This window comes from Acinetobacter sp. TAC-1 (assembly GCF_029025845.1).
In the GTDB taxonomy this organism is placed as follows: domain Bacteria; phylum Pseudomonadota; class Gammaproteobacteria; order Pseudomonadales; family Moraxellaceae; genus Acinetobacter; species Acinetobacter guillouiae.
The window spans coordinates 551647-574271 of record NZ_CP118892.1 but is presented as its reverse complement, the minus strand read 5'-3'; the positions used below and the strand labels follow the sequence as shown (position 1 = coordinate 574271).

At 39.9% G+C, this 22625-nt stretch carries 21 protein-coding genes; 5 read left to right on the top strand and 16 right to left on the bottom strand.

Going from position 1 to position 22625, the window contains the following annotated elements:
* Positions 1 to 7 precede the first annotated feature (7 nt).
* Together PYV58_RS02695 and cysM are read right to left on the bottom strand one after the other, a co-directional pair.
* Entirely contained in the window at positions 8 to 829 is an 822-nt protein-coding gene (locus tag PYV58_RS02695) for a 3'-5' exonuclease (protein WP_034612368.1), read from the bottom strand.
* Positions 830 to 888: 59 nt separating this feature from the next.
* On the bottom strand, positions 889 to 1809 hold the full coding sequence (gene cysM / locus PYV58_RS02690) for a cysteine synthase CysM (protein ID WP_004817001.1): 921 nt from the start codon (positions 1807 to 1809) through the stop codon (positions 889 to 891).
* 314 nt (positions 1810 to 2123) lie between these two features.
* Between cysM and PYV58_RS02685 the strand changes: the two genes are divergently transcribed.
* The 5 genes from PYV58_RS02685 (at position 2124) to rsfS (ending at position 8309) form a co-directional block, all read left to right on the top strand.
* Positions 2124 to 4931: an ATP-binding protein gene (locus PYV58_RS02685; protein WP_034612366.1), complete on the top strand. Its 2808-nt coding sequence runs from the start codon at positions 2124 to 2126 to the stop codon at positions 4929 to 4931.
* Positions 4932 to 5218: 287 nt separating this feature from the next.
* On the top strand, positions 5219 to 6007 hold the full coding sequence (locus PYV58_RS02680; protein WP_034612363.1) for a crotonase/enoyl-CoA hydratase family protein: 789 nt from the start codon (positions 5219 to 5221) through the stop codon (positions 6005 to 6007).
* Between the two features lie 36 nt (positions 6008 to 6043).
* A complete protein-coding gene (locus PYV58_RS02675; protein WP_275059701.1) occupies positions 6044 to 6919 on the top strand; it encodes an NAD(P)-dependent oxidoreductase in 876 nt (291 codons plus the stop codon).
* A gap of 91 nt (positions 6920 to 7010) precedes the next feature.
* Positions 7011 to 7805, top strand: a complete 795-nt coding sequence (locus tag PYV58_RS02670; protein WP_034612357.1) for a TIM barrel protein — start codon at positions 7011 to 7013, stop codon at positions 7803 to 7805.
* 102 nt (positions 7806 to 7907) lie between these two features.
* A complete protein-coding gene (gene rsfS / locus PYV58_RS02665; protein WP_034612353.1) occupies positions 7908 to 8309 on the top strand; it encodes a ribosome silencing factor in 402 nt (133 codons plus the stop codon).
* Positions 8310 to 8393: 84 nt separating this feature from the next.
* On the opposite strand, the gene PYV58_RS02660 is transcribed toward rsfS, so the two are convergent.
* From PYV58_RS02660 to PYV58_RS02595, 14 genes are all read right to left on the bottom strand, one after another.
* Positions 8394 to 9626, bottom strand: coding sequence for an ammonium transporter (locus PYV58_RS02660; RefSeq protein ID WP_034612350.1), 1233 nt, complete (start codon positions 9624 to 9626; stop codon positions 8394 to 8396).
* Between the two features lie 381 nt (positions 9627 to 10007).
* The gene (locus PYV58_RS02655) at positions 10008 to 10679 is read right to left on the bottom strand and encodes a 4'-phosphopantetheinyl transferase superfamily protein (protein ID WP_034612347.1); all 672 of its coding nucleotides are present in this window, start codon (positions 10677 to 10679) and stop codon (positions 10008 to 10010) included.
* Between the two features lie 59 nt (positions 10680 to 10738).
* The gene (gene der / locus PYV58_RS02650; RefSeq protein ID WP_004725892.1) at positions 10739 to 12148 is read right to left on the bottom strand and encodes a ribosome biogenesis GTPase Der; all 1410 of its coding nucleotides are present in this window, start codon (positions 12146 to 12148) and stop codon (positions 10739 to 10741) included.
* Positions 12149 to 12348: 200 nt separating this feature from the next.
* Positions 12349 to 13497, bottom strand: coding sequence for an outer membrane protein assembly factor BamB (bamB, locus tag PYV58_RS02645; protein ID WP_004725891.1), 1149 nt, complete (start codon positions 13495 to 13497; stop codon positions 12349 to 12351).
* Complete coding sequence (locus PYV58_RS02640; protein WP_004816992.1) at positions 13497 to 14198, bottom strand: tetratricopeptide repeat protein; 702 nt, start codon at positions 14196 to 14198, stop codon at positions 13497 to 13499. Before PYV58_RS02640 ends, bamB begins: the two co-directional genes overlap by 1 nt.
* A gap of 30 nt (positions 14199 to 14228) precedes the next feature.
* Positions 14229 to 15524 (bottom strand): histidine--tRNA ligase, encoded by a 1296-nt coding sequence (hisS, locus tag PYV58_RS02635; protein ID WP_034612341.1) that lies wholly within the window; start codon positions 15522 to 15524, stop codon positions 14229 to 14231.
* Positions 15521 to 16636 carry a flavodoxin-dependent (E)-4-hydroxy-3-methylbut-2-enyl-diphosphate synthase gene (gene ispG / locus PYV58_RS02630; protein ID WP_004725885.1) on the bottom strand — a complete coding sequence of 372 codons (1116 nt, stop codon included), beginning with the start codon at positions 16634 to 16636 and terminating at the stop codon, positions 15521 to 15523. Before ispG ends, hisS begins: the two co-directional genes overlap by 4 nt.
* A gap of 21 nt (positions 16637 to 16657) precedes the next feature.
* On the bottom strand, positions 16658 to 17446 hold the full coding sequence (locus tag PYV58_RS02625; RefSeq protein ID WP_004816988.1) for a helix-turn-helix domain-containing protein: 789 nt from the start codon (positions 17444 to 17446) through the stop codon (positions 16658 to 16660).
* A complete protein-coding gene (gene pilW / locus PYV58_RS02620; RefSeq protein ID WP_004725881.1) occupies positions 17437 to 18240 on the bottom strand; it encodes a type IV pilus biogenesis/stability protein PilW in 804 nt (267 codons plus the stop codon). The genes PYV58_RS02625 and pilW overlap by 10 nt, the downstream gene beginning before the upstream one ends.
* Before the next feature lie 65 nt (positions 18241 to 18305).
* Entirely contained in the window at positions 18306 to 19550 is a 1245-nt protein-coding gene (gene rlmN, locus PYV58_RS02615; protein WP_004725880.1) for a 23S rRNA (adenine(2503)-C(2))-methyltransferase RlmN, read from the bottom strand.
* A 178-nt stretch (positions 19551 to 19728) separates the two neighbouring features.
* The gene (gene ndk / locus PYV58_RS02610) at positions 19729 to 20160 is read right to left on the bottom strand and encodes a nucleoside-diphosphate kinase (RefSeq protein ID WP_004725878.1); all 432 of its coding nucleotides are present in this window, start codon (positions 20158 to 20160) and stop codon (positions 19729 to 19731) included.
* 143 nt (positions 20161 to 20303) lie between these two features.
* The gene (gene iscX, locus PYV58_RS02605) at positions 20304 to 20504 is read right to left on the bottom strand and encodes a Fe-S cluster assembly protein IscX (protein WP_004725877.1); all 201 of its coding nucleotides are present in this window, start codon (positions 20502 to 20504) and stop codon (positions 20304 to 20306) included.
* Positions 20505 to 20720: 216 nt separating this feature from the next.
* On the bottom strand, positions 20721 to 21272 hold the full coding sequence (locus PYV58_RS02600; protein ID WP_034612334.1) for a phosphatase PAP2 family protein: 552 nt from the start codon (positions 21270 to 21272) through the stop codon (positions 20721 to 20723).
* Positions 21273 to 21303: 31 nt separating this feature from the next.
* Positions 21304 to 22590 carry a glycosyltransferase family 1 protein gene (locus PYV58_RS02595; RefSeq protein ID WP_275059700.1) on the bottom strand — a complete coding sequence of 429 codons (1287 nt, stop codon included), beginning with the start codon at positions 22588 to 22590 and terminating at the stop codon, positions 21304 to 21306.
* Positions 22591 to 22625: the final 35 nt, after the last annotated feature.

Below are 22625 nucleotides of genomic sequence, written 5' to 3'. Positions count from 1 at the left end.
GGGATACCTAATCGGGTGTGGAGGAAAAATCTGCTTGAGTAAATTCAGTTCGCTGTGAGGTTTCACGCCAAACATTTAAAAACTCATGTTGTTGAGCTTGTCCTTGCAAATAATGAATCGAGGCTTGAATCCATAAACGGTGATCTTGCAAAGAAATCTGACCTTTAAGCAAAGCCCATCTTAAGAAAATCAACCATGTATTTAAAACATCACCTTCGCAATAGCTGGTGAGTTTCAACCATTGCTGTGTATTCACATATTCGGGAACAAAATAACCTGAAATACCACGTTTACCGGGATAACCCAATAAATGCGCAACATCATCTAATTTCTGGAAATGACGTGCATTAAACATCGCCATGACATCCATTAAGTCGACATGACGGTTGTGGTATCTGTTCTGATAGTTATTATACCTTTTTTGTGTGTCAATCTCACCTTGATCGAACAAACTTGGTGCAGATAGTCCATGATACATGGCACGGAATAAAATCACAGGCAAATCAAACTGTGAACCATTCCAGCTCACGAGTGTTGGATGTCTTTTATCAAAGATAGATAAAAATTTTTGTAAAATTTCAGTTTCAGTATAATGTTCTCGACTAAATGAAAACAGTTTCATCACACCATTTTCATCAATCCACAATCCTGAAATACAGACAATTTCATGTAAAGCCAAGCGCTGAAAATCCATCCCCGATTCTTGACGGCGTAGTTTTGCCAACGCCTGTTCTAAATCGTCCTGTGGTAAATCCAAGCCATATAAATGCGCCCCTGACTTAAGATCGGTCAGGGTTTCGATATCAAAAACTAAAACTGGAAGACGCATAAAAGCTTTACTCAATACTCAAGTTTGCCATCATGAAGCAATTTATGACTTCGAAGCAACTATTCTTGATCCTCAACAGAGAACAAACCTGTAGAAAGATAACGATCACCTCTGTCACAGACAATACATACAATCACTGCATCTGGATTTTCTTCAGCAATTTTAACCGATGCCCATACAGCACCACCTGAAGAGGTCCCAGCACTAATGCCTTCTTGACGTGCTAAACGGCGTGCGGTTTTTTCTGCTTCAATTTGCGGAATATCCATGATCTGATCGACACGGCTTGGATCAAAAATAGTCGGTAAGTATTCTTGAGGCCAACGACGAATACCCGCAATATTTGAACCTTCTGAAGGTTGTAATCCGATAATTTGAATATCTGGATTTTGTTCTTTTAAATATTTAGAGATCCCCATGATCGTGCCCGTTGTGCCCATAGAGCTCACGAAATGGGTGATTTTCCCTGCGGTTTGTTGCCAAATTTCAGGACCTGTGGTCAGGTAGTGTGCTTCTACATTGTCTGGGTTGCCAAACTGATTTAATACTAAACCTAGGCCTTCACTTTGCATTTGCAAAGCCATATCACGCGCAACTTCCATATTGGTTGCTTCGATCAATTCAGCGCCATAGGCACGCATTGCATCTTTACGTTCTTGGCTAGAGTTCCCCGGCATGATCAATTTCATTTTATAACCACGCATTGCGGCGACCATTGCCAACGCAATCCCAGTATTTCCACTCGTCGCCTCGATCAACGTATCACCCGGCTTAATTTGACCACGCTGTTCAGCTTTCATGATCATGTTATATGCAGGACGATCTTTGACAGAACCAGCAGGATTATTGCCTTCTAGCTTTGCCAATACTGTTGCTTGAGTATGACTTGCCAAACGTTGTAAACGCACCAAAGGAGTTTTTCCTACATAGTGATCTAACAAAAATTCGTCGGCTAAGAAATCAGGTTGTGTGTGACTCATCGGTTGCACCTATATCGAGGTGGGCATATTGTATGAAAAAAAGAAACATACTGCACATCTTTCCGCTTCATTTTACTTGGAATGATCAAACTAAATTCATATATATCAACAGACCCAAGCAGGAGCATGATTTTCTTTATTGAATAAAATTAAATACATATAAAAAAATAAACTTTACTTAGAATTAGAAATGATAAAGTTATCTATAAAACAGCATAACTCATTTTCAATTCACAAGATTTTTAGTCATATTGTCATGCAGGATGATTAAAGCATGTTAATATCTTTGCCATGGGCAATGAGTTGCTGGAACAATGTCGAATTTCAATAAAAAACTCTTTAAACGCTTAAAACTCAATCACGCTTATGGTCAACTTATTGCGTTAATTTTCGTGCCAATTATGATTTTGGCATGTGTTGGAACAGCACTGGTTCTTTCTGAAACATCAGCTGCGGCCAAGTCCAAACAGCGCTTCCAAGCCATCGCGATATTGAGCCGTTACCAATATACTGCTGAGCAACTCACCGCAGTCATGGAACAAGATCCAATTCAACACGCCAAAGCTGAAAGCATTTTACAAAAAATGTTTAACGAAAAGCATTTACTCAGCGCAGCGATTTTAGATGAAAATAATGTCAATCATTTAAGTGTAGGCTACCAAAATCAACGTGCTTGGCCAAAAATTCCAAAATCAGGCACTTTCTTTGGACCAATTCAAAATAAGTACAACAATATTTATGGGATTAAACTAAACCCCACCAAATCTGCTGAAAATATGTGGTTGGTGATTGAACTTGATAATCAACCTTTAGAAATTTCACATTATCGTGTCATGATCGTATTGATTACGACTGCCTTATTAACGCTCTTGTTGCTTCTATTGTGTCTAAACTTCTATTCAAGACGCTGGATTGCACCGATGTACGAAATTCGGATGCAATTGCAACGCTTAAATGCAGATACGCTTGATCAACATATGGTGATCAACAGTACTGGGGAACTGCGCTTATTACAGCGTGATATTGCCAATGTGGTGAAACGGCTACATTTCAGCTTCCTTGAGCTAAAAGAACATACGGAACAAACAGAAGATGACTTACGTCGTACATTAGACACCTTAGAAGTCCAAAACATTACCTATAAACAAGCCCGTGATCAGGCGATTTCATCCAATCAGGCGAAGTCGGTCTTCCTTGCCAATATCAGTCATGAATTACGTACCCCATTAAATAGTATTGATGGCTTTATTCATTTGATGTTGCGCCAAGACAATTTAAGCAATGATCAAAGTTTATATTTACAGACCATCCGTAAGTCTTCTGCACATTTATTGGCATTGATTAATGATGTACTCGATTTCTCGAAAATTGATGCAGGTAAATTAGAACTCGAAACCGCACCTTTTGATCTTGAAGAAGCAATTTTCGATGTGATGGATATGCTCTCGCCATTGGCAGCGCAAAAACATATCGAGATGGCATTCTATTTTGCAGACAATGTGCCTAAACATGTCATTGGTGATGCCTTACGCTTTAAACAGGTGCTGACCAATCTTATTTCCAATGCGATTAAATTCACCCCTGATGGTGAAATTATTGTTCGTGCGCGGATGGAACATGATGATATCGGACAATGTTTGCTGCACTTTAGCGTACAAGATAGTGGTATTGGTTTAAGTGGCACCGATCGTAAACGACTATTTGAATCATTCTCTCAAGGTGATGCTTCTGTCACTCGCCAATTTGGTGGTACAGGACTCGGTTTAGCCATTTCCAAGCAACTTGTACATTTGATGCATGGTCAAATTGGCTTTGAAGATAACCAAGAACGCGCACCCACAGAAAAAGGTTCAACCTTCTGGTTTACCGCCATGTTAACGGTAAATGAAGATGAAGAAATTGTTCATCCATCATTTAAAAACTTAAATGTGGTGTCTTTCTTGGCACACCCTGCAACCGCCAACGTATTACGTCATTACTTAGAAGACTATCAAGTTCAGCACACCGAAGCACAATCGATTTTAGATCTGTTTAGCCGCCTAAATAGCCTAGAAAAAAATACTGAAAATACTTGGTTGATCGTTGATCACAGTGGAGATACTGAAGCCTTACTTAAAGAAATTCGTGGTCGTTATCAAGGTCATTTGGCGGTATATGGTTATCAAATGTCACTTGATCCAAATATGTTGACTGAATATAAAGCGCGTCCGCTGTATCAACCACTGAGCCGTAGTTCAGTGATTCAACTATTAAGTAATCAGCCTGTTTTTGAACAAGAACATCATAAAGACTTTAAAGGGCAAGATTTACACGTTTTAGCAGTAGATGATCATTTACCAAATTTGATCGTACTAGAAGCGCTATTAGGCGAGCTCAATGTAAAAACCACCAAGGCACTCAGCGGTCAAGAAGCCTTAACCATTATTCAGCAAGGAGTTGAACAAGGCGCTAAACCATTTGATCTTATCTTTATGGATATTCAAATGCCAGTCATGTCTGGGATTGATACCACACGGGCGATTCGCTCTTTGGAATCTACCTTAGATGGTATGCGGATGCCGATTATTGCGTTAACAGCTCATGCATTGGCCGATGAAAAACAAAAACTACTCAAAGTGGGTATGGACGACTATGTAACCAAGCCGATCCAGATTGAACAAATTATTCAAATTCTCACCAATTGGACAAGCGATAAATTTATTCAACATCAGCAGCCTATCGAAAATACAGTATATATCGAGGCGCTGGATGCGTATATTTTAGATTGGAAACAAAGTCTTGCTTTAGCAGCCAATAAAGAAGATCTCGCACAAGATTTGTTAAAAATGCTCGTCGACAGTTTTCCAACAGAGCTGGCTGAAATCGAGCAACTCATTGAGCTTGAGGACTTCCCGCAATTAGAACATGTCTTACATCGCTTATATGGTGCTACCCGTTATGTCGGCACACCAAAATTGCAACGCATTACGGGTGATTTTGAACAATTTATTTCTATGCTACGCAAAGAGCGCCGTAAAGCAGATGAAGCCTTTATCCAAGACGTGATGAAACGCTTTGATGAGCTTCAATTGGCGATTCATGAAGTTGAAACAGCTGCACAGCAGATTTTACCCGTTTCATAAATACAGTGCAGTTCTACCCGATTCAGCGTTATAAATGCTTTTCTTATCGCGTTTTAAGCTGTTTTTAAATCCGCAGGATACAACCCAAATTGACTCTAGGTTTTATCCTGCGTATGGCTTTTATTGCTTCTTTAAAACAGCATGAATTAGAACAATCTTTTTATTGCAATCCTGTTTTGGCTTTACTACCCAATTGGCACATCAACACAGTTTCGGTGACTCTACTGTCATGTAACTATTCAATTCACATGCTATGCTGATGACCAAGGAAAAAATGAGTCAAGATCATGGCACTACTACATATAGAAAAAAACAATGGTATCGCAACAGTTTCATTAAATCGTCCAGATAAACGCAATGCCATGAGTTTTGCTTTACTCCGTGAATTGGTAAGCGCCGCACAACAGATTAAAAAAGACCGCAGCATTCGTGTGGTGATTCTGACGGGTGAAGCCAATGTATTTAGTGCAGGTATTGACCTTGCTGACTTAAATAGCCCTAAAAATACAGCTTTTGCTGCTTGGGAACTGATTAAACCCGGTCAAAGCCTATTCCAAAAAGCATTTTTAATCTGGCAAGAACTACCTGTCCCTGTCATTGCAGCAATTGAAGGTTTCTGCTTTGGTGCTGGGATGCAACTTGCATTGGCTGCAGATATTCGTATTGCACACCCAGAGACTAAAATGTCAATCATGGAAAGCCGTTGGGGGCTTGTGCCTGACATGGGCTTAACCCGTTCAATCAAGGGCGTGATTGGTATTGATTTAGCCAAAGAGCTTACCCTCACTGCACGTATTTTTGATGGCAATTATGCCAAAGACATTGGTTTGGTGACGCATGTAGACGACTCACCGTTGGCAAAAGCTCAAGCCATTGCAGAAGAGATGCTGCAACGCTCGCCAGATGCGCTGATGGCTGCTAAACGTGTTTTAGATGCTATGGAACATCAACCTCAGAAATCTTTACGTTTAGAGAAGATTTGGCAGTTAAAATTACTCTTGGGTAAAAATAGTCAAATTGCACGTAAAAAGGATAAAAATCCTGAATTAAAATTTTTACCGCGCCAATACAAATAATCCAAAATTATTATTGAAAGCTTTTTGAGTTATAAAATGAATTTTGATCGTAACAGTAAAATTGCATTTTTAGGGATGGGATTAATGGGTAGCCGTATGGCAACCCGATTAATCCAAGCAGGCTTGCATGTCGCTGTCTGGAACAGAACCGCATCTGCTTGTGACGCCCTTATTGATCTAGGCGCTCACCCATTACAGCTTGAGAATATTGCAGAATATCCGATTATTCTCAGCTGCCTTGCTGATGATAACGCTGTACAGCTGGTCTATGAGCACATTGAGCCCTATTTACAAGCCAAGCAAGTGATTGTGGATTTCTCCAGTTTATCTGTGGATAAAACCAAGCAACTGGCGGAAAGCGCCACAACAAAACAGGTGATTTGGATTGACTCACCTGTTTCAGGTGGAACAGCAGGCGCTGAAAATGGCACGCTGGTTATTTTTGCTGGGGGCAATGCTGAGGTGATCCAAGCACTGAGCCTCGTTTACAATATCCTGTCACAGCGTGTCACACGTATGGGTGAAACAGGTACTGGACAAGCCACTAAAATCTGTAACCAACTTATCGTTGCTGCCAATAGCACCTTGATCGCGGAAGCTGTTGCGCTTGCCAGTAAAGCAGGTGTAGATACAGCCCTATTGGCACCAGCTTTGGCTGGTGGTTTTGCCGACTCAAAACCTTTCCAAATTTTAGCCCCACGCATGGCAACACATACTTTTGAGCCAGTACAATGGAAAGTACAAACGCTTTCTAAAGACTTAAATAATGCTATTCAACTTGCACAACTATTTGATTTAGAAATCCCTGTGGCTCAACGTGCACTTGGGCAATTACAAAGCCATCAAAACAACGGATTTGCTGAGTCGGATTTAGCCACAGTCATTCATCAAGTGGAAAATAAATCGGGTTAAAATACACGGAACTACACATAAATAAGTTGAAAAATAATCTATTGCCTACTACATTGAAGATGAGAGTCCAAATATAGCAAGGAGCGTTCTTATGACTAAACTCGCAGTAAACCTATCTTTGATTTTTACTGAAGTGCCGCTCATTGAACGCTTTGCTTTGGCACATCTTCATGGCTTCCACAATGTAGAAATTCAATTTCCGTATGAATTAAGCATTGAAGAGATTCAAGCGCAACTTGAACAATATGACCTCAGCCTTTGCCTCATCAACGTTCCCACCGGTGACTTGATGCAAGGTGGAAACGGACTTGCTGGTGTGCCTGGTCAAGAACTGGCATTTCATCAAGCCTTGGAACTTGCAATTGAATATGCAGAAGCGCTCAATGTTCCAAACGTCAATATTTTGGCAGGTAAACAACCACAAGATGCCGATTTACTCCCCTGTTTAAACACCTTGGCAAACAATTTAAAACTGGCTTGTCATCTGCTCTCTAATCGTGATATTCAGCCTGTATTTGAAATGATCAATGGTACAGACATGCCACGTTTCTTGGTTCAAAATATTGCACAAGGCCAAGAAATGTTAGAAGCAGTACAGCATCCTGCATTAAAAATGCAATTTGACTGTTACCACATGGCGATGATGGGCGAAGATGTACTGGCAGCCTTACAAGAAAATATTGATTGGATTGGGCATATACAATTTGCTGACTGCCCAGGACGTCACGAACCAGATACCGCACAAATTGATTATTCTGCAATTTTTTCTTGGTTAAAACAAAGCGCCTATACGGGCTTTATTGCAGCAGAATACAAGCCACAATCGCATTCAAATCAGTCATTTGCATGGAAAGAAAAATATTTTTCCAACAACCATAGCTATTAAATAGGTGTTTACTTAAGCAAACGGTTGCATTGTATAATTTGTATTTTTTAGACAAAAGCGCTATATTAGAAGATGAGATATTTTCTGGAAAATATACCTTATATGAATTTAGAACCATCGCCCAGCGCTTCTAATTCTCACGAACTTGCAATGAACACTCAAAATCAAGACGTACAGACTTGTTTAAAAGTCGTACAAGAAGCTCTACTTGATGTAAAAGCCAAAGATATTATTCAACTTGATGTCAGCACTATTAGCAACGTTTCAGATGCAATTGTCATCGCGAGCGGGACATCAACACGCCATGTTAAAGCACTTGCTGACAATGTCGCTGAAGAAGCACGTAAAGCAGGCTTTCGCCCAATTGGTGTTGAAGGTGAACGAGACGCTGAATGGATCCTTATCGATTTAGGATTTGTAGTCGTACATGTGATGCTACCAACAGCACGTAAATTTTATGATCTGGAAAGTTTATGGCGTGCGACACCTGAAAGTGTTGCCTAACGTTTAATACAGAACTTAAATATGAAAAAAGCGACTTTATGTCGCTTTTTTTAGTGCTTGGCTTTTTTCAAAGCTTTTAAGTACTCAATTTTTTAACGACTTAATTGAGTATGCATTACGCAGTTTACAAATCAGTTTAAATGCTAAGAATGCAACGCCAAAACTCCACACGAAATTTACCGCAATCCCAATACTTTGATCGATAACACTGGCTTTGTTGGCTAAATTAATCACGGGGTTATCTGTCAAAGAAACAGCCAGTGTGCCCCATGCTCCACAAATACCATGTACCACAACAACTTCACGAATATGCTTAGAATCAATCCAATAGGTCAATAAACGGGGTAAATAGATTGTGAATAATCCAGAAACCAAGCCAATAATCAATGCGGATGATAAATTCACTAAACCACAACTTGCCGTGATCGCCACCAAGCCACCCAATGCACCTTTAATCATTTCAACCCATGAAATAATTTTATTGTTGAGTACCAAGGAAAAAACCAAGGGTGCAATCATTGCCCCAAAGAGTGCAGCAAAGGCATTGACAACAATGACTCCAATATCCGCATAGAGTGCTGAGATATAAACTACATTTAGACCTGACCATGCCAGCCAAAGAATAAAGCCAGCCAATGCCAAAGATAAGATTTTATAATCTTCAAAGATTAAGTCTTTTTTTAAGATTTCTTGTCGGTCTTGAGGTTTTAAAGTTAAATAGCCTGCCAAAACAATCCATGCTGCCGTGGAATGCACCACTGTTGAACCCGCAAAATCAATAAATCCTAACTCTTTTAACCAGCCCTTACCAAATAAGATATTTCCCCAAGTCCAGCTACTAAAGAAAGGAAAGATCACACCTGCGATCATTAAACCGGTTATCCAGTTGACGAATAAGGGAACTTTACTTGGAATCACTCGCCCAACCACAGTGGTGATTGTGGTGGCCATTAGGGTATAAAAAAATAATAGATTCCAATGCCAGCCATGCAGCATGCCATTCATATATTTTTCGGAGCTGGCATCTCCTGCAAGAAGAATTTTTGCGCAGAAGAAACCAAAAATAAGCGTTCCTAAAACTGCTGAAACATAATTGACCAATAATGCGGAAATTGACTTATAGGTATTTTCATATCCGCCTTCAACTACAGCAAAACCAGCTTGCATCAAAATGACAAATATTCCACCAAAGAATAAAAGCTCGTAGTTGGTAATGAGATTAAAAGCAGCAAGGTCACTTTCTAAACTTGAAGCAAAACTAAAATTTGGATAAAAAAATATGATGCAAATTAAGCTGATGAAGTATTTAAATCGCACTATATAATTAATCCTAACCTATCGCTTTTTCATCGCTTTAAATTCACAATAATTAGTATTTTCGCTACTTAATTATCATTTAATTTATCAAGTATAGAGAATTTCATGGAGAAATAAACTAATTTTTATGTAAAAAATATAGCTTACAAACTACACACGACGAGCAAGATTGTTATGATGGTGATCAAGTACTATTTATTTTTATTTAAAGATAAACAGCTTACATTTAACTGGTTTTATTAAACAATGCCGATTTGCAATACAGGTGGCTTAAGCTTGAAAGTTTCAGCACTTAGACGTATAGATGCCACACTCTAATATGGAATAACGTTGTTGCAATTTATGTGTTATGCAGAATGAAAACGTCTATACAATCTTTAATTAACCATGTTGAATGATTTGAATCTGTGGAAATGCAAAGCCCTTACAGGATAATTCAGAACGCCATGCCACCGTCAGCATGACTCTGCTCAGCTGGAGATTTTGATAGGCAAAGCTGCCCAATAACGGATGCGTAGAGATCCCACCATCATTCATCACATGCACTCCAGTATTTAGCTCATTTAGACTCAAACGAATCCCTAAGCCTGATGCTTTTAAAATCGCCTCTTTTGTGGTCCACACCTTAAACCAAAAAGTAGGATCAAAGTCTAACGCTTGCCAAGCCTGATATTCTTGGGGATGAAAAGCATGTTTAGCTAAAGCCTCAAAGCGCACCTTTCGATCTAAGTCCTCAACATCCACACCCAAATCTTGGATCTGCTGGCTACTCGCCAAAGCATAATGGTGCTGGCTATGTGAATGATTCACGTGAAACTTTGGATAATCAATTAAATAGGGTTTACCAAAATCTGTTTTTTCAAAAGAGTGGTTACTGATTTCAACTGAAAAAATATCGGACAATAATTGGTTTCTATATTGATAGATCGCCTGTTTCAATTCTTGGATCTGCCCCTTTCGATCGCTCGAATGGTAAGTCGGAAGAATATTTTGAATAGAATTAACATCCAATTGAATAATACGATTCACAATCCATTCCCAAACATTTTTCATTATCTTAAATCAAAAAAACCCAAAGATCACTTTGGGTTTTGATGTGTTCAACGCTAAATTTAGCTTCTAAATTTCTTTTCAGCCTTTTTAAATTTCTGTACATAACGACGACGACGTGCTGCAACACGCTCATCAATTTGAGATTTACGGCCTTCAAATGGATTTTCAGCTGTTTTAAAGTCAACGCGAACCGGTGTACCTTCAAGGTTATACACTTTACGGAAGACATTTTCCAAATAACGACGGTAGTCCGCAGGTGTCTTATCCACCTTATTACCATGAATCACAATCGTTGGGGGGTTTTGTCCACCCATGTGGGCATAACGCATCTTAATACGTTTACCACTGATCATTGGCGGTTGATGTGCTTCAGTTGCATCATTCAAAATCTGAGTTAATTTTGCAGGTGAAACTTTTAAGTGTGATGAATCATAAGCACGGTGAATAGTTGGATACATCTCACCGACACCTGTTCCATGCAAAGCAGAAATCAAATGTACTTTTGCCCAAGGAATAAAGTCAAAACGACGATCAACATCCAATTTACATTGTTTGCGATCATACTCAGTCATGTTGTCCCATTTGTTAATGGCGATCACCATGGCACGACCAGCTTCGAGTGCATAACCGATCAAATGTAGATCTTGTTCAACCACACCTTCACGTGCATCTAAAACCACCACGATGACATGTGCATCTTTAATCGCTTGTAGGGTTTTAACGATTGAGAATTTCTCAATCATTTCATCAACTTTACCTTTACGACGTACACCCGCTGTGTCGATCAAGGTATATTGACGACCATCACGCTCAAACGGAATATAAATCGAGTCACGGGTTGTACCCGGTTGGTCAAATGCAACAACGCGATCTTCACCTAACAAACGGTTAACCAAAGTAGATTTACCGACATTTGGACGACCAATAATTGCTAAGCGTAACCCTGTTGCCTTATCGTGTTCTTCTGGGTTTTCATCTTCAGGGACATCCACCAAGATATCCTCAAGCATTTGTTGAACACCACGACCATGACTTGCCGCAACTTGTAAGGGTTCACCCATACCAAGTTTATAAAATTCAACTAATGCAGCTTCAGCATGTACACCATCGACTTTGTTGGCAACCAAGTAAACCTTTTTACCAAGTGTACGCAACTCACGGGCAATCTGCTCATCAGAAGCCAATAGCCCAGCACGTGCATCGACAACAAAAACAATGATATCGGCTTCATTAATCGCAGTTTTTGATTGCTCTGCCATATATGAGTCAATACCACCTTCATTTTCACCGATACCCCCAGTATCAACGACAATGAAAGATTTATTTTCATAAGTTGCATCACCATATTTACGATCTCGGGTAAGACCAGCAAAATCAGCAACGAGTGCATCACGGCTCTTGGTAATCTGGTTGAATAACGTTGATTTGCCGACGTTTGGACGACCAATGAGCGCAATTACGGGTTTCATAAAATAACCTTTATTCAAGATCAGCCAGTATGACTGGTCTGAACATCAGAAATGTATAGGAAGAAGAATAGGAAAAACCTAAAATAAAAACACGGGGTATTGATTTTCAATCACCCCGTGTATGGAATTCATACGGATTGCTCTATTTTAACACAAGACTAAAAAAATAGAGAATCCTAATCGTGTCTGTTGATTAACTGTTAACGACTTTGCCAGATACTCATTGCACCTTTGCGTGTCGAAACATAAACTTGATTATCAATCACTCTCAACGTACGTACTTCACCACTGGTTTTAGCACGACCTAACGTTGTTCCTGTATTTGGATCAATTTGATGTAAATAACCATCTAAATCACCCACAACAAGATTTGAACCGAGCAATACAGGATTGCTTAAGTTACGATTGAGCAGTTGCTCATTTTTCCAAAGCTGCTGACCTGTAATCAAGTCATACGCAATAATTTGACCATCGGTTTGCGATACGATGACTTTACCATCGGTCACTTCTGGACGGTTGATACTGCTTGAATTTTCACTCCACAAAACACGTTGTGAAGCCAAATCTAGAACAGTGACTTGACCTTGGAAACTCGTCGTAACCACATATTGTCCTGAAACAACAGGCTCACTGTCCACATCAATCAAACGCTGAATATCAGAACGACCTTCAGATACCGCAACACGACGTTGTAAACGCGGTACACCTGCAAGGCTATCTATTGCAAAAATATAGCCAGTAGAAGTGCCGATAAGCACGGTACGTGGATCTAAACTAACTGGAGTGGCTTGACCTCTTAAGCTAAATGAAGCGCTTGGTAATTTATAAGTCCACGCTTGCTGACCTGTCGCAACATCTAGGGCATAAACCGTACCGTCATTTGCAACCACAATCACACGACCAGATTGAATCAAAGCAGAACTGATAATTGCACCCGACAATTGCGCAGACCATTTGGTCGCACCCGTTGCTTGGTCTAATGCAAAAACATGGCCTTTTTGATTACCAACAATCACCACACCATCTGCTGCTTCAACACCAGAACTTAAGCCGTCTTTAGTAACTTTAGCATTCCATAAGCGCTGTTTGCCTTTATAGGCAGCCACTTCGCCTTTTGGATCTAAAGCAAACACAACACCATTGTCTGTATCTAAACGTAAACGTAATGCATCTTCACTGCTGGTCGAAGAAACACTGGTCGAAAATACTTGAACCAAGCTCGAAGCTTGTGCAACTTTAGGCAGTGGATTAGGCTTAATCTTCACTTCTTTCGTCTTATTACTTGAACAGCCGATTAAAGCGATTGATAAGATTGCTAAAGCAAAAGGTATTTTAAAATTTCTATCCATTAAGACTCATCCACTTGTGTTGCTAAGATTGGGCGTTCAAGATCAGGATCTTCTACTAATACGCCAACACTTTCGAGTTTAATTTGTAAAATTTGACGTTCTTGTTTACGCTCAACGACCGCATTCCATGCTGCTTGATACGATTTTTTTGCATTTTCAGTGTCATTTTTTGCCACATAAATATCACCTTTTAACTCATCAGCACTTGCCTGAAAAGCAGGATCATTCACAGCTGACAAGGTTTTCAAGGCTTCATCAAACTTCTTTTGCGCCAATTGTGCATCAGCAAGTTTGATTTTTACAACTTGTAACAAACCAGCGTCTTTAATTTTAGAATTTTCAACTTTTTTCAGTTCACGCTCAGCCAATGCATAGTCATTTTTATCATAGGCAACTTTTGCCATGACAATTTGAGCTTGAATTGCATGAACAGAATCTGGATTGTCTTTGACAATTTTATCTGCTGACGCGACTAAGGCAGCAGTGACTTTAGCATCACCATTGGCTGCTCGCGCCTCATCCATCAATTGCTGAACTTTGGCTGTTTCATTTTGATTTTCAGCCAAAGTTTTCTTTTGCCAATATTCCCAACCGAAAAAGGCAATCAATGCAATGAGGACACCTGTCACCATAGCCGAGCCATATTTCTTAAAAAATGACTTCACACTATCCAGTTGCTCATCATCAGTCATTGCACTCATTTGACTCCCCTTTTCCTTATGATTATCGGCTTATTTTGACGAAAATTTTTCAATGAAAAAAGGCACAATTTCAGTGGCCTTAATTTCATATTGTTCTGCTGTCGCAAGTTCTTTGACTAAAACTTGCTGCGCTACAGCCTCACGCTCACCAAAGATCAAAGCATAGATGGCACCCGATTGGTCTGCCTTCTTCATTTGACTCTTCATTGAACCCTGTGAACCTGTTTTCAAACGAATTGTACTATTTACAGCTTCAAGTTGATCACGAATTTGTTCAGCCAATACCAAAGCCTGACCTTGTGTTGCAGGATCTGACAACAAGAATAACTCACATTCACGCACAGGTGTATTGTCTTCAACTTGTTCAAGAAGCAATAATAAACGTTCCATACCCATGGCAAAACCAACTGCTGGTACAGATTGATCAGGCTTACCTTTCAGCTGTCCAACCAAACCATCATAACGACCACCCGCACACACCGTTCCTTGAGAACCTAAATGTGTCGTTGTCCATTCAAAAACAGTTTTGTTGTAATAGTCTAAACCACGGACTAGTTTTTGATTGATGACAAACTCAATACCTGCATCAGTTAAATACTGTTGCAATTGAGCAAAATGATTCAAACTGTCTTCTTTTAAGAAATCATGCAACTTAGGGGCATTTTCAAGAATTTGCTGAGTTCGTGCATCTTTCGAATCTAAAATTCGCAATGGATTGGTGGTTAAACGACGTTGCGAATCTTCATCCAAATCAGCGTGATGCGCTGTAAGAAATTCAACCAATGCAGCACGATACTCTGCACGTTCATCAGACTCGCCCAAGGTATTTAGTTCAAGTTGAACTTTATCTGCAACACCCATGCGTTTCCATAAACGCGCAGTCATGAGAATCAGTTCAGCATCTTGATCAGGTGTCGCTACACCAAAAGTTTCTACACCAAATTGGTGAAACTGGCGATAACGACCTTTTTGTGGTTTTTCATAGCGGAACATTGGGCCAACATACCAAACACGTGGATTTGCACCACGGAGTAAGTTATGTTCCAACATTGCACGTACACAACCCGCTGTGCCTTCTGGACGCAAAGTTAAAGATTCAGGTGGATTACCCTTATCGAAGAAAGTGTACATTTCTTTTTCAACGATATCAGTTGCATCACCAATTGAACGCTTAAACAGATTGGTATGTTCAACCACCGGCAAACGGATTTGCTGATAACCGTATGCATCCATAAGTGATGCTAAATGCTGCTCAAGACGTCTCCACGCAGGTGTTTGCGATGGGAGAAAGTCATTAAAACCTTTAATTGCGACAATTGAACTCATGATGAACTACGAATAATCTCTTTAGCTTTAGCTTTTTCAAGCTCTTGAACACGTTGACGAACCATGCTTTCGATTTCATCAACCAACTGATTTGTATCTATTAAGTGACTCTTTTCGCCATTACGATACACGAGTGAGCGCGGACTTGCACCGACTATACCAATATCAGCTTCTTTTGCTTCACCCGGACCGTTGACTTTACAACCAATGACAGACACATCCATTGGTGTACGAATATCTTCTAAACGCTCCTCTAAAGCCTGCATCACTTTGATCACGTTAAATTCCTGACGTGAACAGCTTGGACAAGCAATAAAGTTAATCCCATTTGAACGAAGGCTCAGGGATTTTAAAATATCAAAACCAATTTTTACTTCTTCTTCAGGCTCAGCCGCCAATGAAATACGCATGGTGTCACCAATACCATCCAACAGCAAACCACCTAAAGCAATCGCAGATTTCACTGAACCCGTACGATAAATCCCTGCTTCTGTTACACCTAAATGTAATGGATTATCAATTTGTGCAGATAATAAACGATAAGCATCCATTGTTAAAAATACATTTGATGCTTTTACTGAAATTTTAAACTCATGGAAGTTTAAACGATCCAATATGTCGATATGACGCATTGCAGATTCAAGTAATGCCTGACCTGTCGGCTCACCATATTTCTTTTGGATATCTTTTTCTAAAGATCCAGCATTGACACCAATACGCATAGAAATATCGTGATGACGTGCAGCAGCAACCACTTCACGAATCTTGGCTTCAGAACCAATATTCCCAGGGTTGATCCGCAAACAGTCTGCACCCATGTCTGCAACTTTCAATGCGATTTTATAATCGAAATGAATATCTGCAACCAATGGTACCGTGACACGTTTACGAATTTCACCAAAAGCTTCAGCAGCTTCCATAGTCGGTACCGATACCCGCATAATGTCCGCACCAACATCTGCACAGCGTTGAATCTGCGCAACTGTTGCATCGACATCACAGGTTTCAGTATTGGTCATACTTTGAATACTGATCGGTGCATCACCACCGACATACACTGAACCTACACGTATTTTACGTGTAGGACGGCGCTTGATTGGATTCTCAATCATGATCTTATCTACTCTTGCCCATTAACGTGACAAACGGAATTCTGCTTTTCCGTTCACTGTATATGGAGACAATGAAATCTGTTCATTATTAAGGCTTAATGACACAGCAGTTGCATCATCGAGACGAATTTGGAATGGTGATTGGCCATTAACGGTTAAAGCAGCCGACTGGCGACCAGTCGCCAGAACTTTTCCTGTACTATCTACAATATGTACAGAAGTTGGATGACTGAAATTCAATACCATTTGATCACCTGAAGTCGCAGTTGCATTGTTTAAATTCAACACTTCTACTTCTGAGGCTTGTGGTTTGGCATCGACATCAGCGCTTTTACCCGATGTCATTTTTTGAATTCCAGCAATCACAGCCCAAATCACCGCAAGCGCAACAATGGCAATTAAAATTCGCTTTAACCATTTTTTATTACGATCACTGTTTGATCCAGGCAATTTCCCCATAATCTTGATTGGAGAGTTGTTCAATGCATGGTTTGGCAAAAGCCCAGTATCATTTTGATAAATTTCATCAAAGCGTTGAATGATTACCGTTGCATCAACACCTAGAAACTTGGCATATGAACGATAATAACCTTTAATAAAGGTTGCTTCTGGCAAAGACTTATATTCATCTTGTTCCAATGCTTGTAAGGTTTTTACAGGCATTTTTAGTTCGTTTGCAACATCTTGAATGTCTAGGTTTTTGGATACTCGAATTTGACGCAAGTACTCACCTGGACGTTGAACATTTCCTAAGCCATTAGATGCTACGTTTGAACCTGTAGGTTGCTGTGAATTAGGATTTACTTCCATACGGCCTCAGTACTGTACTGTAATTGCAGATAACGTTGATATTCTTTACTGTCCGGGAACAATGCACGCAGTTGGTTGACCAACACTTGCATTCCCATCTGATCATTATTGGCACGTGCAATACGTAAACCAATCCAAAGCGCTCTCGCACCCTGTTTGTCCTGACCTACTAAACGAACATATTGCTCATAGAGTTGACTTGCTTGCGCACTTTTTTGTTGCAAATAGAAAATTTCTGATAACTCTACCAGAGAAATAATCGAATCGCGATTGACTTGTAAAGCTTGTTTGAATGCTTTTTCAGCATTTGCCACATCACCCACTTTTAAGTAAACCCGACCTAAATTTTCTAAAGCCTTGTAACGCTGATCATAGCCAAGCGCAGCACCAGCTATACTCAATTGTTCAATCGCGTCATTATAGCGCTCAGTAACAAATAAATATGTTCCATAATTATTACGAGCTTGTGCATTTTTTGAGTCACTGGAAATTGCACGCTTAAAATAGCCGTCTGCTTTTTCCATACTGATCTTACTGCCTTCTTGTTGCAGTAAGACACCCATCATCATATTTGCCGCAGAATCACGTGAATCAGTTTCTAAAGCTTGGTCTAGTGCGCGTTTTGCAGCATCTAAATCACCTGTACGAATATATTCAGCAGCAAGCTGAGTACGTACTTTAACGGCTTTTTCAGGATCTTTTTTTATTATTGTGTCTGAATTTGTCGTTTGACAACCCTGTACGACCAATGCAGATAAACCAATTGCCAATATTACAACTGCTTTTTGATACATCGATTTTCTCAAAGTCAGCCCCTGATTATTTGTTGATATAAATGTATGTCTACAAATCTTTAAGCTTATGAACGAATAATCTCACCACGTTCAGCAACTTTCTTTTTCCACTGCTCTGCACGACGGGTACGATCTGCCACTTGCCCGACCAACTGCCCACATGCTGCATCAATATCATCACCACGTGTCTGACGAATCGTACACACAAAACCTGCATCAGACAAAGTTTTTTGGAAAGAAATAATACGATTTCGACTTGAACGGCCATACGGCGCATGCGGAAATGGATTAAATGGAATTAAATTAATTTTACTTGGTAAGTTTTTCAGTAACTTAATCATTTGTTGTGCATGTTCAGGATGATCATTCACCCCTTCCAACATCACATATTCAATAGTGACATGTTTACGAGAGCTTTCATTACCATCTTTGGCAATATAACGCTGACATGCAGCAATCAATTGTGCTAATGGATATTTTTTATTAATCGGCACCAATTCATTACGTAATTCATCATTTGGCGCATGTAAAGAAATCGCCAAAGCCACATCTATATCTTGTGCCAATTGGTCGATTTTCGGTACAACACCTGAGGTTGATAATGTAACACGACGTTTAGACATGCCATAAGCAAAGTCATCTAACATGATATTCATTGAGCTTAATACAGCATCATAGTTGAGTAATGGCTCACCCATTCCCATCATCACCACATTCGTCACTGAGCGTTCACGTTCAGCAACAGGTACTTCTTCCATATAAGAATAGTTGGCCACCCATAACTGTCCAATGATTTCATCGGGGGTTAAATCACGCTGAAAACCTTGCTTTCCTGTTGAACAGAATGAGCAATCTAAAGCACAACCCACTTGTGATGAAATACACAGTGTTTTACGTGAACCTGTTTTATCTTCTGCTGGAATCAATACCGTTTCAACCAAAGAGCCCGCACCATCACCAACACGGAATACCCACTTACGAGTTCCATCTTTCGAATAGTTACGATGCACCACTTCTGGCGCTTTGATTTCACAAATTCTTTCTAGTTTTTCACGCAACTTTCCTGAAATATTGGTCATTTCAGCAAAATCAGTGATAAAAAATTGATGCATCCATTTCATTACCTGCCCAGCACGGAATTTTTTCTCGCCGATTTCTTCGAAGAATTTTTCCAATTGCGGACGTGACATGCCAAGTAAATTCACTTTCTGCACATTTGCAGTCTGAATACGATCAGCCTGTACAGATTTTGATGATGCAGGCTGCTGTTCATCTAGATTTAACGATGAAGCGACAACTTCAGAATTCATGGGGATTACCTAAATCATGCCGTAGTAATAAAACATATTGACCAATATTTAGCCAAATAAAGCAACAAAAATAAAAAAACCAGACAAGTAGTATATCACCTATCTGGTTTCGGGTCTGTTATCAATTCATAAATCGGAGATTTATTCGTGTAGAAAAAGAGACCCTAGATACGTCGAATTAACGAGTACGTGGGCAAACTTCAGTTTGAGCGAAGAAGTAATTTACTTCACGGTCAGCAGATGCAACTGAGTCAGAACCATGCGCAGCATTTTCATCGATGCTTACAGCGAAATCTGCACGGATTGTACCAGGAGCAGCTTCTTTAGGGTTTGTAGCACCAAGAATTTCACGGTGAGCAAGAACTGCGTTTTCACCTTCAAGAACAGATACTACAACTGGACCAGAAGTCATGAATGCAACAAGGTCACCAAAGAAACCACGTTCTTTATGCTCAGCATAGAAACCTTCAGCTTCTGCTTTAGAAAGGTGTTTCATTTTAGTCGCAACGATTTTAAGACCAGCTTTTTCGAAACGAGCAAAGATGTCACCAATGTGGTTTTTAGCAACTGCATCTGGTTTTACGATAGATAAAGTACGTTCAATAGCCATGAGTGGCTCCTTTAGTCAAATTGACACGAAAATTTGGGCGCATTATACCGAATAATGAACAATTTTCTGCTTTTAATCTGTAAAAAATTTGGATTTTTCGATGCGCTGTGACGTTTAGCATCATTCAGCAACATCTCAAGCCATTAATTCGCTTCATCAATCCATGCCATTTGAATGGCTTCTAGCAGACCTTCAGTCGATTTGGTTGGATCATCACTAAATTCTGGCAATGCACAAATCCATGCATGCATATCGGTAAAACGCACCCATTGTGGATCCACATCTGGATGCGCTTCACTGAGTTCAATCGCGATATCAATTGTATCTGTCCAACGTAAGCCCATATCAGGTCTTCCTTTGCTCAATTTAATTCTGCTACTGTATCAAATCTCAATTCATTCAGAAATAAATCATTCTAGACATTTACAAGATTCACCACGGATTCAAGCGTTTAATTTACAAAACGGATGAATCAAGCAATTATTCAAAGTTAAAACCTTGATGATCAAAATCATCAGATTCTTTAAAAATAAAATTACAGACCAGCAGTAAATAAACCATCATAACATCACTCCTAAATATGGTGCGCTTAACACAATCAAACTCGCGACACTTGCACCAATCAGTGCGCCAACAATGACATCGCTTGGATAATGCAGGCCTAAAACCATCCGAGATAACGCCACAAGAATGGTAAAAGGCATCATAATGAACAACATAACCGGTTGAATATAGCCAAACACAATTGTGACCATGACCGCATGTAATGTATGACCTGACGGAAAGCTAAAATGATCCAATGGTCGTTCACCCAGAATAATGACTTGATGAACTTGATAAGGTCGTGGTCGCACTGTTTTATGTTTTAAGAACTTATAAATTCCTGTTCCTAAAAGTCCCATAACAACAACATAAAGAAGTTGCAGACCATAGTTCCAGCTCTTTTGTAGCCAAATCAGAACCAACATTGCGCACCAGAAAGGACCATCTCCCAAACGGCTCACAGTTTTAAAGAACGTCGCAATACTTTGGGTATGCGATAAATTATTGAGATATAAACAACCTCTAAGGTCAAGATCGAGCATTTTTATTTTGGTATTTTTAAAATTCATTTTCCACTCTCCTCTCATTATTTGAGATGAACTAGGTCAGTCGTTTTGCATACTGCGTTACCTGGTATAGTGCTTCTTCGAATTGTTGTACGGGATGTTGCCATCCGATGCTTTGCACATCATGCATCGCTTGTTGCCCGAAACGTTTGAGTGTGCTGTTATCTGGAATATCTAATACATGTTGAGTGAATTGCTTGATGTCTCCAATTGGACATAACCAGCCATTCTGCGCATGTCTGCCATGAAGTTGAGCGCAGGCATAGTCATAAGCAATAATCGGTAAACCACTCGCCATCGCTTCGATAACGACATTCCCAAAGGTTTCTACCTGACTTGCAAAAACAAAAACATTTGCACTCGCATAGGCTTCAGCAAGTTGCGTGCCAGTTAGACTGCCCATAAAAATCACATGTTCAGCACCCGGCATTTTTTCTAAACGACCACGATCTGGACCGTGCCCTACCAACACCAACTTTACTTTTCGTTGTGCTTGTTTTCGCAGTTCAGAATAGGCATCAATCACCACATTGACTTCTTTTTCAGAAGACAAACGCCCAACATAGATCAAGACTGTGGTGTCTTCATCTGCACCCCACTGTTGTCTCAACTGTTCGGAGTAGCGTTGTGATGAAAAGCGTTCTGTATCAATTCCTCGCCCGACCACAACCAATGGACAGGTCACACCAAACTCACGTAATGCCTGTTCTGTATCACGGCTTGGCACACAAGTCAGTTGCGTTGCGTTATGGAACCATCGCAAATAACTTTGAATCGGTTTGACCAAGAACGCTAAATCAAAAAAGCGGCTAAACTCTTGGAATTGTGAATGAAAACCACTTGATACCGGAATTCGTCGTGTCTTTGCCGCATGCAGCGCAGTAAAGCCTAAAGGCCCTTCAGTCACGATATGTACCACATCAGGTGAAAATGCCGAAATCGCTTGAGAGACTTTTAGAAATTGGGGCCAGCCAAACTTCATGTCTGGATATTTAGGAATTGATTGCCCAGTCACCAAGCACTCTTTATTCGGGCTAAAGTCTTGACATTGGGTCTTTTGTGCAGGGCGAATTAGTAATATTTTATGGCTTTGGTTCTGCAAGCCTTTACACAGTTGCATTAAAGACAAAGCAACACCATTGATTTCTGGTGGCCATGTTTCAGTCACGATTGCAATTTTTAGTCGAGGTCGGGATAAGTCACGAATAAGATGGTCTTTATTCGTATCGATTTTTTTCTTGTTTGGATTAAAATAAAATTTGAAGTTATCGGGAAAATCTTGTTGTTTAAATTGCAAGGTGTTCGCGTACGGTTTATTCATACGATACCTAATCTCTTCATTTTTGAATAGATTAG